Source organism: Klebsiella electrica (assembly GCF_006711645.1).
Lineage (GTDB): Bacteria > Pseudomonadota > Gammaproteobacteria > Enterobacterales > Enterobacteriaceae > Klebsiella > Klebsiella electrica.
The window spans coordinates 4,720,407-4,736,610 of record NZ_CP041247.1; the positions used below are offsets into that span (position 1 = coordinate 4,720,407).

The following is a 16,204-nucleotide window of genomic DNA, read 5'->3' on the forward strand; positions in this document are numbered from 1 at the left end:
TTGTCGGCATTCCGACCCTTCCGTACAGCAGATATGTAAAAGGAAACCCTAGCTATGAATGCAGCAGTAAAGCGGCTCGACGTCATCTGTATTGGCCGGGTGGCTGTCGACCTCTATGCCCAGCAGATTGGCGCAAGGCTAGAAGATGTTGCCAGTTTCTCTAAATATCTGGGCGGATCTTCCGGCAACGTCGCCTTTGGCACCGCCATTCAGGGATTAAAATCTGCCATGCTGGCGCGCGTCGGCGATGAGCATAATGGCCGTTTTTTACGCGAAACGCTCAGCCGGGCCGGGGTCGATACCGAATACCTGATCACGGATAAACAACGTCTCACCGCGCTGGTGATGCTGGGAATTAAAGATCAGGAGACCTTCCCGCTCATTTTTTACCGTGATAATTGTGCCGATATGGCGCTGGTGCCTGAGGATATTAATGAGGAGTACATCGCCTCTTCCCGTGCGCTGGCGGTAACGGGCACCCACCTTTCTCATGCCAGTACCCGTGCGGCCGTATTGAAGGCGCTGGAGTACGCCCGCCGTCACGGCCTGCGCACCGCGCTGGATATCGATTATCGCCCGGTGCTGTGGGGATTGACCTCGCTGGGAGACGGTGAAACGCGTTTCATCGAATCCGGTCCGGTCACCAGTCAGCTTCAGGAAGTGCTCCATCTGTTCGATTTAGTGGTCGGGACAGAAGAGGAGTTCCATATTGCCGGCGGCAGTACCGATACGCTGACCGCGCTGAAAAATGTCCGCCATGCAACCAAAGCGACGCTGGTCTGCAAACGGGGTCCAATGGGCTGCGTGGTGCTGGAAGGCGATATTCCCGATAGCTGGGACAGCATTCCGCTTCAGCAGGGGGTGCGGGTCGATGTACTCAACGTGCTGGGCGCGGGGGATGCCTTTATGTCCGGTCTGCTGCGCGGCTGGCTGAATGACGAAGGCTGGGAGCAGGCCTGTCGCTACGCCAATGCCTGCGGCGCGCTGGTGGTCTCGCGTCACGGCTGTGCGCCGGCGATGCCGACCAAAGTCGAGCTGGATGATTATCTGCTGCGGGCGGAATCCGTCCCGCGTCCGGATATCGACGCGCGCTTAAACCATTTACACCGCGTCACCAGTCGCCGCCAGCCGTGGCCGGAACTGTGCATCTTCGCTTTTGATCATCGTAAACAGCTGGCCGATCTGGCCGATGAAACCGGGTGCGATCCGGCCTCTATTCCCCGCCTTAAGCTGTTGCTGCTGGCCGCCGCCGAAGCCGCCGCCAAAGAGGCGGGGCTGGAACAGCGTAGCGGTATTCTCGCCGACGGCACCTACGGTCAGAGCGCGCTGAACGCCATTACCGGCAAAGGCTGGTGGATTGGTCGTCCGGTCGAGCTGCCGGGTTCGCGCCCGCTGCGTCTGGAGCACGGCAACATTGGATCTCAGCTGATCGACTGGCCGCTGGAGCATGTGGTGAAATGCCTGGTCTTCTATCATCCGGCAGATCCGGCGCCGCTGCGCGCGGAGCAGGATGCATTGCTGCTGGAAGTCTGGCAGGCCTGCAACAAGTCCGGGCACGAGCTGCTGCTGGAGGTGATCCTGCCGGAAAACGGCCCGGATAAAGACGAGCGCCACTATCACACGATGCTGGAACATTTTTACCGGCTCGGCATTCAGCCAGACTGGTGGAAACTGCCGCCGCTCTCCGGCGCCAGTTGGGAAAAGATAGCTGACCTTATCGCGCGCGAAGATCCCTGGTGTCGCGGGATCCTGCTCCTCGGCCTCGATGCGCCGTCAGATCGGCTGCGCGCCGGGTTTGCCGAGGCCGCCAGCCACCCGATCATCAAAGGCTTCGCCGTCGGGCGCACCATCTTTGGCCAGCCTTCACGGCGCTGGATGGCGGGCGAGCTGAGCGATGAGGCGCTGATTGGCGAGGTGAAACGCAACTACCTGACGCTCATCGACTACTGGCGCGAAGCCCGCGGTTAACCGCGATAAAACCCGCCCGCATCTCCCGGTGCGGGTTTTTTTCTGTTTCTTCGTGAAATGAATCGCGTATTTCATCGCAAAAAATGAAAAATTCGCTTCATTTGGTACACTGGAAGTTATATTCCTTTCATTTTCTCAGAGCGCAATCTATGGCCAATAATCCGACCCAACTGACCATCCTGCAGGATGAAATCCGGCGTCGCTACGATACATTAAGCAAACGCTTAAAACAGGTGGCTCGCTATATTCTGGATAACAGTAATAGCGTCGCTTTCGACACCGTCGCCTCCATCGCCCAGCAGGCGGATGTCCCGCCATCGACGCTGATCCGTTTCGCCAATGCGTTCGGTTTTAGCGGCTTTAACGAAATGAAACAGATGTTCAGACAACATCTGATGGAAGAGACCGCTAACTATACCGAACGCGCACGCCTGTTCCGCCAGACCACCAATGATGAAACGTCGCCGCCGGAAACACCGACTGAAATTCTCAATATGTTCACCATGGTGAATACTCAGGCGCTGCAGCAGCTGGCGATGCAGACTTCTGGCGATGAGCTCGAGCGCGCGGTCGCTCTGCTGGCGGAGGCGGAGAATATCTATGTGATTGGTCTGCGCCGCTCGTTTAGCGTCGCCTCCTATTTGACCTATGCGCTGCGTCATCTTGACCGTAAAGCGTTTCTGATCGATGGCCTCGGCGGCATGTTCACCGAACAACTGAGCCTGGTGGGCCCGAAAGATGTGGTGGTCGCCGTGAGCTTCTCGCCCTACGCGCGTGAAGTTGTCGAGCTGGTTGAGCTGGGCGCCCAGCGCAAAGCGCGGCAGATTGCGATTACCGACAGCCAGGTCAGTCCACTCGCAGCCTTCAGCGATGTCTGCTTTGTGGTTCGTGAAGCGCAGGTTGACGGTTTCCGCTCCCAGGTGGCCTCTCTGTGCCTGGCCCAGACGCTGGCCGTTTCACTGGCGCTGAGCAGCAGCAATGAACCGCAAGTCCAGCAGAGCCTCGCCTGACCCCGCTCCCTCTCCCGGATGGCGGCGCCAGCGCCTTATCCGGGCTACCGTCCCACGTAGCCCCGGTAAGCGTAGCGCCACCGGGGAATATTAACGCTGCCTGCGGGGGAACATTTCCACCGCCGGGTAACTCCCCGGATGGCGGCGCCTGCGCCTTATCCGGGCTACCCTCCCATGTCGCCCCGGTAAGCGTAGCGCCACCGGGGAATATTAACGCTGCCTGCGGGAGAATATTAACGGTGCCCGCGGGAGAATATTTCCGCCACCGGGCCCCCCCGGATGGCGGCGCCAGCGCCTTATCCGGGCTACCGTCCCACGTAGCCCCGGTAAGCGCAGCGCCACCGGGGAATATTACCGGGTGGCCACCGGGGAACAGCAGCAGACAAAAAGGGCCGCTAAGCACAAGCTTAGCGGCCCTGTTAACGCTTACGATGCGTCAGTCGTGACGAGGATAATCAAGACTATTGATCCACGCGTGGTCGTCTTCCCAGGTAAACAACCACTTGCGCTCCGGCCCGGCCATCACGTTCAGATAATAGCTGTCATATCCGGCAATCGCCGCGACCGGGTGATAGCCGCGCGGCACCATCACCACATCGTGGTTATAAGGCGCCATGCAGGCATCCAGGCTGCGGTCATCGGTATACACCCGCTGGAGGGCGAAGCCCTGCGGCGGATCGAAACGGTGATAGTAGGTCTCTTCCAGCTGGGTCTCTTTCCCCGGCTGCGGGGTATCGTGTTTATGCGACGGCCAGGAGCTGGTGGCGCCTTCGTCGGTATACACCTCCACCACCAGCAGACAGTCGGCCTGCGCATTATCCGGCAGAATATTATGCACAAGACGCTGGTTACGCCCTTTGCCACGATGCTCAACCCCCACATCCTGCGGACGAATCACCCGCGCCGGCAGCGTCCCTTTACCCGGCGCGCTGCACACCGCCAGTTCAAGGTCAGAATCCGCCGTCACCTGCACCTTATCCTGCGGCGGGACGTACACCGCCCACGGCGGCGTACGTTCAAACGGCGACATTCGCTGGCCCAGCCCCGGGAAATCGGCCTTCGTCGTTTTGACCGACGCCAGCCCGGCAACCAGCACCAGACACAGCTCGCGCTCGCCGCTTTCCAGCGTCATGCTCTGTCCTTTTTTCAGCATCCACACATCAAAACCGATATAGCGCCAGCCGGCGCTTTGCGGCGTGATGTGCTGGATCTGCCCCTCTTTTCCCGATTTAGCCAGTAACGACATGGCGTTCTCCTTCGCCGATTAACCTAATGTCGGCATGCTGAATTCAGATACGGTTTGCTGCCCTTCCGGCCAACGCACGGTGGCGGTTTTCATACGGGTGTAGAAGCGCACGCCGTCAGGACCATGGACGTTGAGGGCGCCGAATACCGAGCGTTTCCAGCCGCCGAAGCTGTGGAAGGCCATCGGTACCGGAACCGGCACGTTCACCCCGACCATCCCGGCCTGGACATCATGCACGAACTCACGGGCGGTGTGCCCATTGCTGGTGAAAACAGCGCTGCCGTTGCCAAATTCATGGCTGTTCACCAACTCCAGCGCGCTGCGATAGTCCGCCACGCGGACAATGCTCAGTACCGGTCCAAAAATCTCTTCCCGCCAGATGGTCATATCCGGCGTCACGTTGTCGAACAACGTACCGCCGACATAGTACCCGTCATCATAGCCTAGCACGCGCAGCTTACGCCCGTCGACGACCAGTTTCGCCCCTTCGCTGGCGCCTTTATCGATATAGCCCAGCACCTTTTTCTGATGGGTATCGGAAACCACCGGCCCCATTTCGTTCTCTTCGTTGCCGCGCATGCATCCCGGCCCGACTTTCAGCGCTTCCACCAGCGGCTTCAGACGCGCAATCAGCTTATCCGCCGTTTCATCGCCCACCGCGACCACCACCGGCAGCGCCATGCAGCGCTCGCCCGCGGAACCAAACGCGCCGCCCATAATCGCATTCACCGTGGCATCCAGATCCGCATCCGGCATCACAATCGCGTGGTTTTTCGCCGCGCCAAAAGCCTGCACGCGTTTGCCGTGGGCGCTGGCGGTTTTGTAGATATATTCGGCAACGCCGGAAGAGCCTACGAAGCTGACCGCCGCAATGCGCGGATCGGTATACAGCTGCCCGGCATCGTCGTTGCTGCAATGGATAACGTTAAAGACGCCATCCGGCAGGCCCGCTTCCTTCAGCAGTTCAGCCAGGCGTACTGCGGCCGTCGGAGCCAGCGCCGGTGGTTTAAGGATGAAGCTGTTGCCGCAGGCCAGCGCCAGCGGGAACATCCACATCGGGACCATCGCCGGGAAGTTAAACGGCGTAATCCCCGCCACCACGCCCAGCGGCTGCATCAGCGAATAGCTGTCCACGCCAGTGCCGACGTCAGATGAGTATTCGCCTTTAATCAGATGCGGAATACCGCAAGCAAATTCAACCACTTCCAGACCACGGGTCAGTTCACCCAGTGCGTCCGACCAGACCTTACCGTGCTCGCTAACGATGATTCCCGCCAGCTCTTCAGCATGTTGCTCAAGCAGCATTTTAAAGTTAAACAGGACGCGGGCGCGGCGTAACGGCGTGGTACGCGACCAGCTTTCAAACGCATCACGGGCAACCTGAATGGCATCAGAGACTTCCTGAGCGGTCGTCAAAGTGACTTCGCGCACCACCTTGCCCGTCGCCGGGTCATACACCGGCATCGTTTCATTGCTGCTGCTGGTGACGGTTTTTCCGCCAATAAAGTTTCCTGTGATCGTCATCTTCTCGCCTCATGGTGTGGGAAGGCCAACGCTGCGGCCCTTTCCGATTTTGCTGTGCTATAACCGTAGTAAAATGAAACTTATATTTCAATGTTGATATGGAATGAAATTCTATTTTGGTGATGACCGTCGCATTTCCCGGCTGCGGCGCTCACCCTTCGTCAAGAAATCATGTCCGATAAGATTCAGCTACGACGGCCCCTGCACCCGATGCGACTCCGACAGCGAAAGTACGATTATTTGCGAAGCAGCTCAAAGATCCACCATTTCAGTCATTGCTAATTATGAAATAAATGTTTTGACTTACAGTCGGTCGAATAAACCCAACCTATGGTCATTCAGGAGAGCCGCATGGCTATCGCACTGCAACGTTTCTGCCTTAATCGCAAGATCGCCCCATCCCTGAGCATCGAGGCCTTTTTCCGTCTGGTGAACAGTCTTGGCCTGAATAAGGTCGAGCTGCGTAATGATTTACCCACTGGCAAGGTGACCGACGATCTGAGCCATCAGCAGGTGCGTGAGCTGGCCGACCGTTACCATATTGAGATTCTGACCATCAATGCGGTGTACCCGTTTAACCGCCGCACGGAGCAGGTGCGCGGCCTGGCCGAAGCGCTGTTGCAAGAGGCCAGGGCTATTGGCGCCAAATCGCTGGTCCTGTGCCCGCTCAACGATGGTAGTGAGGTGCCGGCCAGCGAAACCCTGAACGCGCTGCGCGATCTGTCGCCGCGGTTCTCGTTTTACGGCGTGCAGGGTCTGGTTGAACCGCTGGGTTTCCCGCAAAGCTCACTGCGCTCTGCCGCCCAGGCGCAGGCGCTTATCCGCGATGCGCAGGTACCGTTTAAGCTACTGATTGATACCTTCCACCACTATCTCTATCCGCAGGCAGATGCCGGGCTTAGCCAGGTGGATATCGCTGACATCGGTCTGGTGCACCTCTCCGGCGTGGAGGACGCCCGCCCACGGGAAAACCTGACCGACGACGAACGTATCATGCTGACGACAAAAGATCGGCTGCAAACCTGTGAGCAAATCCAGCGTCTCGAAGCCCGGGGTTATCGGGGCGTGTATGCGTTCGAACCGTTTGCGCCGGAGCTGGCATCCTGGAGCGAAGAGGATATCCGCCGCGAGACGGAGCGGAGCATCGCGCTTATTCAACACCATTGCGCCTGAGAGAAATCAGCGCCACGCCAGGCGAATGCTGCGATTTCTCACCTCGGTTTGCGGCCAGTTTGCCTATAATCGACGCAGGATAAATGGAGGAATCGATCATGAGTTCACCCCTGCTGATTGCCCGCACGCGGGAAAAACAGCTGCATTTACTGCCGGGAATGGCCAACCGTCACGGCCTGATTACCGGCGCGACCGGCACCGGTAAAACCGTCACCCTGCAAAAACTGGCGGAGTCCTTTTCAGAAATCGGTGTGCCGGTCTTTATGGCCGATGTGAAAGGCGATCTGACCGGGATTGCCGCCGCGGGCCAAAACACGGAGAAACTGCAGGCGCGGCTGGAAAAAATCGGCGTTACCGACTGGCAGCCCCACACTAACCCGGTGGTGATGTGGGATATTTTCGCCGGGAAAGGCCATCCGGTCCGGGCAACGGTGTCCGATCTCGGGCCGCTGTTACTATCGCGATTACTCAATCTCAACGACGTCCAGTCCGGGGTGCTGAATATTATCTTTCGCATCGCCGACGATCGCGGTCTGCTGCTGCTCGACTTTAAGGATTTGCGCGCCATCACCCAGTTTATCGGCGATAACGCGAAAACCTTTCAAAACCAGTATGGCAACATCAGCAGCGCCTCGGTCGGCGCCATCCAGCGCGGCCTGCTGACCCTTGAGCAGCAGGGCGCGGAACACTTTTTCGGCGAGCCAATGCTTGATATTCAGGACTGGATGCGCCTCGATGAGCACGGCAAAGGGGTGATTAATATCCTCAGCGCCGAAAAGCTGTATCAGATGCCGAAACTCTACGCCGCCAGCCTGCTGTGGATGCTATCGGAGCTCTACGAGCGCCTGCCGGAAGCGGGCGATCTCGAGAAGCCGAAGCTGGTCTTTTTCTTCGATGAAGCGCATCTGCTGTTTAACGATGCGCCTCAGGTGCTGCTGGACAAAATCGAGCAGGTGATCCGCCTGATTCGCTCCAAAGCCGTGGGGGTTTACTTCGTGTCGCAGAACCCGTCGGATATTCCCGATGCGGTTCTCGGCCAGTTGGGCAACCGCGTTCAGCACGCCCTGCGCGCCTTTACGCCGAAAGATCAGAAAGCGGTAAAAACCGCGGCGCAGACCATGCGCGCCAACCCGGCTTTCAGCACCGAACAGGCCATCCAGGAGCTGGGCACCGGCGAAGCGCTGATCTCCTTCCTCGATGAGAAAGGCAGCCCTTCGGTGGTTGAGCGCGCGATGGTCATCGCCCCCTGCTCACGAATGGGGCCGGTGACGGACGACGAGCGTAATGGCCTGATTAACCACTCCGCGCTGTACGGCAAATATGAAGAAGAAGTCGATCGCGAGTCCGCCTATGAAATGTTGCAAAAAGGCGTGCAGATCGCTACGGAACAGCAGGCTTCGCCGCCGGTGAAAGGCCAGCAAAGCGGCGATGACGACGGGCTGCTCGGCGGGCTAAAAGATATTTTGTTCGGCACCACCGGTCCGCGCGGCGGCAAGCATGATGGTCTGGTACAAACGGCCGCTAAAAGCGCGGTTCGCCAGGTGACCAATCAACTGGTGCGGGGAATGCTGGGCAGTCTACTGGGAGGAAGACGCCGTTAGCACAATCTCTGCCCGGTCCCGGGTTGCAGCGCAAGCGCCTTACCCGGGCTACAGGGCAACGGGGCGAAACGCCGAGGGCATCCAATAAAACGGCAGACACAAAAAACCCGGCATTGCTTGCGCCTGGCCGGGTTATCCGTATGACTACGCTTTTCTCATCATCAGCCAGAGGCTTATCAGGAAGAAGCTGGCGCTGGGCAGCAGCGCGCCGATAATCGGCGGGATGCCGTAGACCAGCGTCAGCGGGCCAAAAATCTGGTCCAGCACGTAGAAGATAAAGCCAAAGCTTATCCCGGTGACGACCCTGACCCCCATCGCCACGCTGCGCAGCGGGCCGAAGATAAACGACAGCGCCATCAGCATCATCACCGCCACCGACAGCGGCTGGAAGATTTTGCTCCACATGTTGAGCTGGTAGCGTCCCGGGTCCTGTCCGCTGGATTTCAGATAGGTCACGTAGTTATGCAGGCCGCTGATCGACAACGCATCCGGGTCCAGCGCCACCACCCCCAGCTTGTCGGGCGTCAGCCTGGTTTTCCAGGTGCCGCTGACCATCTGCGAGCCGGTTATCTGTTTCGGGTCGGTCAGGTCAGACTCATCGACCTGCGACAGGCGCCAGACTTTATTGTCGTTGTCGAATTTCGCCGCTGCGGCGTAGCGCACGGTCTGCAAACGGCGCTGGTCGTTAAACGTGTAAATACTCACGCCGCCCAGTTCATCGTTCCCTTTCACTCGTTCGATATAGACGAAGTTATGCCCGTCTTTCGCCCACAGTCCCTGCTGAGTCGACAGCAGCGAACCGCCGTACATCTGCTGGGCGCGATAATTACGCGCCATCTGCTCGCCCTGCGGCGCCACCCATTCGCCGATCGCCATAGTCAGCAGAACCAGCGGGATCGCGGTTTTCATCACCGCCAGCGCCACCTGCAAACGGGTGAAGCCGGAAGCCTGCATCACCACCAGTTCGCTGCGCTGCGCCAGCATCCCCAGACCAAGCAGGGCGCCAAGCAGCGCCGCCATCGGGAAGAAAATCTGCACATCTTTTGGCACGCTGAGGATGGTATACAGCCCGGCGCCCAGCGCGTCGTAGCTGCCCTGGCCGGCTTTTTTCAACTGGTCGACAAACTTGATAATGCCCGAGAGCGACACCAGCATGAACAGCGTCATCATGATGGTGTTGAAAATCGTCTTACCGATATAACGGTCGAGTACGCCAAACGCCTGCATCACACCGCTCCTTTGTTAAAACGGGCACGGAAGCGGCGCATCGGCACCGTATCCCACAGGTTCAGCAGCACGGCCAGCGCGAAATAGAGCAGGTTAATCCCCCACATCCAGATCATCGGATCGATTTTACCTTTACCGCCGTTTGACTTAATCGAGGTTTGCAGCAGGAAGAAGACCAGATACAGCAGCATCGCCGGCAGCATCGACAGCACGCGGCCCTGACGCGGGTTCACCACGCTCAGCGGAACCACCATCAGCGCCATAATGAACACCGTCGCCACCAGCGTGAAGCGCCAGTGCAGCTCGGCGCGGGCGCGGTCGGTATCGGTGCGCCACAGCGTGCGCATGCCCATCTGCTCGGTGTCGTCAGGATCCGAGGCCACCGCCTGATGGCCAATAATGGCCTGGTAATTTTTAAAATCGGTGATGCGGAAATCGCGCAGCATCGCCGTACCTTCAAAGCGGGTGCCCTGGTTCATGGTCACCACCTGCGAGCCGTCTCTCTTCTGCGTCAGCTCGCCGGAATCGGCCACCACGACGGAAGGTCGCGCGTTACCTTTCGGCCTCAGCTGCGCCAGGAAAACATCACGGAAGTGTTTGCCATTAACGTTTTCAATAAACAGCACGGCGCTGCCGTCGCTGGCCTGCTGAAACTGGCCCTGGGCCAGCGCAGCCATGCCGGGGTTGGCTTTCGCTTCCGCCAGCACTTCGTCCTGATGACGGGATGACCAGGGGCCAGCCCACATCACGTTGACCGCCGCCACCGCGCCGGTAAACAGCGCGAGGATCATCGCCGCTTTCACCAGCACGGCCTTGCTCAGGCCGCAGGCATGCATCACCGTGATTTCACTTTCAGTATACAGTTTGCCCAGCGTCATCAGCAGCCCGAGGAATAAGCTCAGGGGCAGAATGAGCTGCGCCATTTCCGGTACGCCCAGGCCTAACAGCGAGAGCACCAGATTTGTCGGGATATCGCCATCCACCGCCGCGCCCAAGATCCTGACCAGTTTCTGGCAAAAGAAAATCAGTAACAGGATGAACAGGATCGCCAACTGGCTTTTCAGCGTCTCACGAACCAGATATCTTATGATTATCACTATAAATACGCCCGTTAAAACCTGTCTTTGCTCGTTATTCTTCACGTTCCAGGTGCGTTGACTGCACCCGCTCACCTCAGTCACATCGTTAGCTATGTTCCTGAGGGTTCACGGCCTTGCCGCCTTCCTGCAACGCGAATAATTTAGAGCACAGTTGCTGGAAAATTGCTTGTTTCATGGCTTAAACGTCATTTATTCTCTTTGGTCTTCGAAATCATCGCTAAGATTAAATGACTCACTGGTTCCGCATATCAGGTTTTTTCTGACGAACCAAAGCCGTAATAACGTTAAGATTAACACGAAGTCACCGCAACAGCGGACATGAGTTACGAAAGCTTTCAATTCTATCCGTAGCCACCGTCGTTGTCTTTAAGATTCAGGAGCGTAGTGCATGGAGTTCAGTGTAAAAAGCGGTAGCCCGGAGAAACAGCGGAGTGCCTGTATCGTAGTCGGCGTCTTTGAACCGCGTCGCCTCTCCCCGATTGCCGAACAACTCGATAAAATCAGTGACGGCTATATCAGCGCGCTGCTGCGTCGCGGTGAACTGGAAGGTAAGCCTGGCCAGACGCTGCTGCTGCACCATGTGCCCAATATTCTGTCAGAACGTATTCTGCTGATTGGCTGTGGCAAAGAGCGTGAGCTGGACGAGCGTCAGTACAAGCAGGTCATTCAGAAAACCATTAATACTTTGAATGATACCGGTTCAATGGAAGCCGTCTGCTTCCTGACCGAACTGCATGTGAAAGGCCGTAACAACTACTGGAAAGTTCGCCAGGCCGTTGAGACCGCCAAAGAGACGCTGTACAGCTTCGATCAGTTGAAAACCAACAAAAGCGAGCCGCGTCGCCCGCTGCGTAAAATGGTCTTCAACGTCCCGACCCGTCGCGAGCTGACCAGCGGCGAGCGCGCCATCCAGCACGGACTGGCCATTGCCGCCGGTATCAAAGCGGCCAAAGATCTCGGCAATATGCCGCCAAACATCTGTAACGCCGCCTATCTGGCCTCCCAGGCCCGTCAGCTGGCCGATACCTACAGTCAGAATGTGATCACCCGCGTCATCGGCGAACAGCAGATGAAAGAGCTGGGCATGAACTCGTACCTGGCGGTCGGCAACGGTTCGCAGAATGAATCGCTGATGTCGGTGATTGAATACAAAGGCAACCCGGCGGAAGATGCGCGGCCGATTGTGTTGGTCGGCAAAGGGCTGACCTTTGACTCCGGCGGTATCTCCATCAAGCCTGCCGAAGGCATGGACGAGATGAAGTACGACATGTGCGGCGCGGCGGCGGTCTACGGCGTGATGCGCATGGTTGCTGAACTTCAGCTGCCGCTGAACGTGATTGGCGTTCTCGCCGGCTGTGAAAACATGCCTGGCGGCCGCGCCTATCGTCCGGGCGATGTCCTGACGACCATGTCCGGTCAAACCGTTGAAGTGCTGAATACCGACGCCGAAGGCCGTCTGGTGCTGTGCGATGTGCTGACCTATGTTGAGCGTTTCGAACCGGAAGCGGTGATTGACGTCGCCACGCTGACCGGCGCGTGCGTGATTGCCCTCGGCCATCACATCACCGGCCTGATGTCTAACCACAATCCGCTGGCTCATGAGCTGATCGGCGCATCCGAACTGGCGGGCGACCGCGCATGGCGTTTACCGCTGGGCGACGAATATCAGGATCAGCTGGAGTCTAACTTCGCGGATATGGCTAATATCGGCGGACGTCCTGGCGGGGCGATCACCGCCGGCTGCTTCCTGTCGCGCTTTACCCGTAAGTACAACTGGGCGCACCTGGATATCGCCGGCACCGCATGGCGTTCCGGGAAAGCGAAAGGCGCTACTGGCCGTCCGGTCGCCCTGCTGTCGCAGTTCCTGCTCAATCGCGCCGGGTTTACTGGCGAAGAGTAATTGCCGTCTGATGCCCGGCGGCGCTACGCTTGCCGGGCCTACGCAAAGATGCCGTTTGTAGGCCGGGTCAGCGCAGCGCCACCCGGCTTAAGCATTTAAAGTCACCACAAGAAGCCCCATATATGAAAAACGCAACGTTCTACCTTCTGGACAATGACCACACCGTTGAGGGCCTCAGCGCCGTCGAGCAACTGGTGTGTGACATCGCCGCAGAACGTTGGCGCAGCGGCAAACGCGTGCTTATCGCCTGTGAAGACGAACAGCAGGCCATCCGTCTGGATGAAGCGCTGTGGGCCCGCCCTGCGGAAAGCTTCGTCCCGCATAATCTGGCGGGAGAAGGCCCCAGAGGCGGCGCGCCGGTGGAAATCGCCTGGCCGCAAAAGCGCAACAGCAGCCCGCGGGATATTCTGATCAGTCTGCGGCTAAACTTTGCAGATTTTGCCACCGCTTTCACAGAAGTGATAGACTTTGTCCCTTACGAAGATTCTCTGAAACAACTGGCGCGCGAACGCTACAAAGCGTATCGCATGGCTGGTTTCAACCTGAATACGGCAACCTGGAAATAATGGAAAAGACATACAACCCACAAGATATCGAACAGCCGCTCTACGAGCACTGGGAAAAGCAGGGCTATTTCAAACCGAATGGTGATGAAAGCCAGGAGAGCTTCTGCATCATGATCCCGCCGCCGAACGTCACCGGCAGTTTGCATATGGGTCATGCTTTCCAGCAAACCATCATGGATACCATGATTCGCTACCAGCGCATGCAGGGTAAAAACACCCTGTGGCAGGCCGGTACCGACCACGCGGGTATCGCGACCCAGATGGTGGTTGAACGTAAGATTGCCGCAGAAGAAGGGAAAACTCGCCACGACTACGGTCGCGATGCCTTTATCGATAAAATCTGGCAGTGGAAAGCGGAATCCGGCGGCACCATTACCCGTCAGATGCGCCGCCTCGGCAACTCTGTGGACTGGGAGCGCGAGCGCTTCACCATGGACGAAGGTCTTTCCAACGCCGTGAAAGAAGTCTTTGTTCGCCTGTACAAAGAAGATCTGATTTACCGCGGCAAGCGCCTGGTCAACTGGGACCCGAAACTGCGCACCGCCATCTCTGACCTGGAAGTGGAAAACCGCGAGTCTAAAGGCTCCATGTGGCACATCCGCTACCCGCTGGCCGACGGCGCAAAAACCGCCGACGGTAAAGATTACCTGGTGGTGGCGACCACCCGTCCGGAAACTCTGCTGGGCGATACCGGCGTGGCCGTTAACCCGGAAGATCCGCGTTATAAAGATCTGATCGGTAAATTCGTGGTGCTGCCGCTGATTAACCGCCGCATTCCAGTCGTCGGCGACGAACACGCTGACATGGAAAAAGGTACCGGCTGCGTGAAAATCACCCCGGCGCACGACTTTAACGACTATGAAGTCGGGAAACGTCATGCCCTGCCGATGATCAATATCCTGACCTTTGACGGCGACATCCGCGAAAGCGCGCAGGTGTACGACACCAAAGGCGAAGAGTCCGACGTTTACTCCGCAGAGATCCCGGCTGAATTCCAGAAGCTGGAGCGTTTCGCGGCGCGTAAAGCCGTGGTGGCAGCCATCGATGCGCTCGGCCTGCTTGAAGAGATCAAACCTCACGATCTGACCGTGCCGTACGGCGACCGTGGCGGTGTGGTGATCGAGCCGATGCTGACCGACCAGTGGTACGTGCGTGCCGACGTGCTGGCGAAGCCTGCCGTAGAAGCAGTGGAAAACGGCGACATTCAGTTCGTGCCGAAGCAGTACGAAAACATGTACTTCTCCTGGATGCGCGATATTCAGGACTGGTGTATCTCCCGTCAGCTGTGGTGGGGTCACCGTATCCCGGCGTGGTATGACAACGAAGGCAACGTCTACGTAGGCCGCACCGAAGACGAAGTGCGTCAGGAGAACAACCTCTCCGCCGACGTCGCGCTGCGCCAGGACGAAGACGTGCTCGACACCTGGTTCTCCTCCGCGCTGTGGACCTTCTCCACCCTCGGCTGGCCGGAAAACACCGACGCGCTGCGTCAGTTCCACCCGACCAGCGTGATGGTCTCCGGTTTCGACATCATTTTCTTCTGGATTGCCCGCATGATCATGATGACCATGCATTTCATCAAAGATGAAAACGGCAAACCGCAGGTACCGTTCCATACCGTCTACATGACCGGTCTGATTCGTGACGACGAAGGCCAGAAGATGTCCAAATCCAAGGGCAACGTGATTGACCCGCTGGATATGGTTGACGGTATTTCTTTGGCCGATCTGCTGGAAAAACGTACCGGCAACATGATGCAGCCGCAGCTGGCGGAGAAAATCGCCAGACGCACCGAGAAACAGTTCCCGAACGGGATCGAGCCGCACGGCACCGACGCCCTGCGCTTCACCCTGGCGGCGCTGGCTTCGACCGGTCGCGACATCAACTGGGACATGAAGCGCCTGGAAGGTTACCGTAACTTCTGTAACAAGCTGTGGAACGCCAGCCGTTTCGTGCTGATGAACACCGAAGATCAGGACTGCGGCTTTAACGGCGGCGAACAGGTACTCTCCCTCGCCGATCGCTGGATCCTGGCTGAATTTAACCAGACCATCAAAGCGTACCGCGAAGCGCTGGATAATTTCCGCTTCGATATCGCCGCGGGCATCCTGTATGAGTTCACCTGGAACCAGTTCTGCGACTGGTACCTGGAGCTGACCAAACCGGTGATGACCGGCGGCTCTGAAGCGGAACTGCGCGGCACTCGCCACACCCTGGTGAGCGTGCTGGAAGGTCTGCTGCGTCTGGCGCACCCGATCATTCCGTTCATCACCGAAACCATCTGGCAGCGTGTGAAAACCATCGTCGGTATCGATGCGGACACCATCATGCTGCAGCCGTTCCCGGCATACGATGCGGCACAGGTTGATGAAGCGGCGCTGGCCGATACCGAATGGCTGAAGCAGGCGATTATCGCCGTACGTAATATCCGTGCGGAAATGAACATCGCCCCGGGTAAACCGCTCGAACTGCTGCTGCGCGGTTGCAGCGCTGACGCTCAGCGTCGCGTGACCGACAACCAGAGCTTCCTGCAGTCCATGGCGCGTCTGGAAAGCATCACCGTCCTGCCAGCCGACGACAAAGGTCCGGTTTCTGTCACCAAAATCATCGACGGCGCCGAGCTGCTGATCCCGATGGCAGGTCTCATCAACAAAGAAGATGAGCTGGCGCGTCTGGCGAAAGAAGTGGCGAAGATCGACGGGGAAATCAGCCGCATCGAAAGCAAACTGGCCAACGAAGGCTTTGTCGCTCGCGCACCGGAAGCGGTGATCGCCAAAGAGCGTGAGAAGCTGGACGGTTATGCCGAAGCGAAAAGCAAACTGATCGAACAGCAGGCGGTCATCGCCGCGCTGTAATCCTCCCGCCCCTTGCCGGCTGGCAAGGGGCGTT

The 16,204-nt window shown here is 58.2% G+C and carries 11 protein-coding genes; 7 read left to right on the plus strand and 4 right to left on the minus strand.

The window, feature by feature from the left end; all coding sequences use genetic code 11:
- Positions 1-54: 54 nt before the first annotated feature.
- Together Electrica_RS22550 and Electrica_RS22555 are read left to right on the plus strand one after the other, a co-directional pair.
- A complete protein-coding gene (locus Electrica_RS22550) occupies positions 55-1,968 on the plus strand; it encodes a bifunctional 5-dehydro-2-deoxygluconokinase/5-dehydro-2-deoxyphosphogluconate aldolase (RefSeq protein ID WP_141965451.1) in 1,914 nt (637 codons plus the stop codon).
- 149 nt (positions 1,969-2,117) lie between these two features.
- On the plus strand, positions 2,118-2,978 hold the full coding sequence (locus Electrica_RS22555) for a MurR/RpiR family transcriptional regulator (protein WP_100685351.1): 861 nt from the start codon (positions 2,118-2,120) through the stop codon (positions 2,976-2,978).
- Positions 2,979-3,414: 436 nt separating this feature from the next.
- Here the strand turns inward: Electrica_RS22555 and iolB are convergent, their stop codons facing one another.
- Positions 3,415-4,224: a 5-deoxy-glucuronate isomerase gene (iolB, locus tag Electrica_RS22560; protein ID WP_141965452.1), complete on the minus strand. Its 810-nt coding sequence runs from the start codon at positions 4,222-4,224 to the stop codon at positions 3,415-3,417.
- An 18-nt stretch (positions 4,225-4,242) separates the two neighbouring features.
- Positions 4,243-5,748, minus strand: coding sequence for a CoA-acylating methylmalonate-semialdehyde dehydrogenase (locus Electrica_RS22565; RefSeq protein ID WP_141965453.1), 1,506 nt, complete (start codon positions 5,746-5,748; stop codon positions 4,243-4,245).
- A gap of 351 nt (positions 5,749-6,099) precedes the next feature.
- Between Electrica_RS22565 and Electrica_RS22570 the strand changes: the two genes are divergently transcribed.
- Both Electrica_RS22570 and Electrica_RS22575 read left to right on the plus strand, forming a co-directional pair.
- The gene (locus Electrica_RS22570) at positions 6,100-6,921 is read left to right on the plus strand and encodes a TIM barrel protein (RefSeq protein ID WP_131049446.1); all 822 of its coding nucleotides are present in this window, start codon (positions 6,100-6,102) and stop codon (positions 6,919-6,921) included.
- Positions 6,922-7,019: 98 nt separating this feature from the next.
- Complete coding sequence (locus tag Electrica_RS22575; protein WP_141965454.1) at positions 7,020-8,522, plus strand: helicase HerA-like C-terminal domain-containing protein; 1,503 nt, start codon at positions 7,020-7,022, stop codon at positions 8,520-8,522.
- Positions 8,523-8,666: 144 nt separating this feature from the next.
- Here the strand turns inward: Electrica_RS22575 and lptG are convergent, their stop codons facing one another.
- Both lptG and lptF read right to left on the minus strand, forming a co-directional pair.
- Positions 8,667-9,749 (minus strand): LPS export ABC transporter permease LptG, encoded by a 1,083-nt coding sequence (lptG, locus tag Electrica_RS22580; RefSeq protein ID WP_100685356.1) that lies wholly within the window; start codon positions 9,747-9,749, stop codon positions 8,667-8,669.
- On the minus strand, positions 9,749-10,846 hold the full coding sequence (lptF, locus tag Electrica_RS22585) for an LPS export ABC transporter permease LptF (RefSeq protein ID WP_131049444.1): 1,098 nt from the start codon (positions 10,844-10,846) through the stop codon (positions 9,749-9,751). The genes lptG and lptF overlap by 1 nt, the downstream gene beginning before the upstream one ends.
- A 391-nt stretch (positions 10,847-11,237) precedes the next feature.
- Here lptF and pepA point away from each other — a divergent pair, with 391 nt between their 5' ends.
- From pepA to Electrica_RS22600, 3 genes are all read left to right on the plus strand, one after another.
- Positions 11,238-12,749 carry a leucyl aminopeptidase gene (pepA, locus tag Electrica_RS22590; RefSeq protein WP_100685358.1) on the plus strand — a complete coding sequence of 504 codons (1,512 nt, stop codon included), beginning with the start codon at positions 11,238-11,240 and terminating at the stop codon, positions 12,747-12,749.
- A 122-nt stretch (positions 12,750-12,871) separates the two neighbouring features.
- Positions 12,872-13,315, plus strand: a complete 444-nt coding sequence (holC, locus tag Electrica_RS22595) for a DNA polymerase III subunit chi (RefSeq protein ID WP_100685359.1) — start codon at positions 12,872-12,874, stop codon at positions 13,313-13,315.
- A complete protein-coding gene (locus tag Electrica_RS22600) occupies positions 13,315-16,170 on the plus strand; it encodes a valine--tRNA ligase (RefSeq protein WP_131049442.1) in 2,856 nt (951 codons plus the stop codon). The genes holC and Electrica_RS22600 overlap by 1 nt, the downstream gene beginning before the upstream one ends.
- Positions 16,171-16,204: the final 34 nt, after the last annotated feature.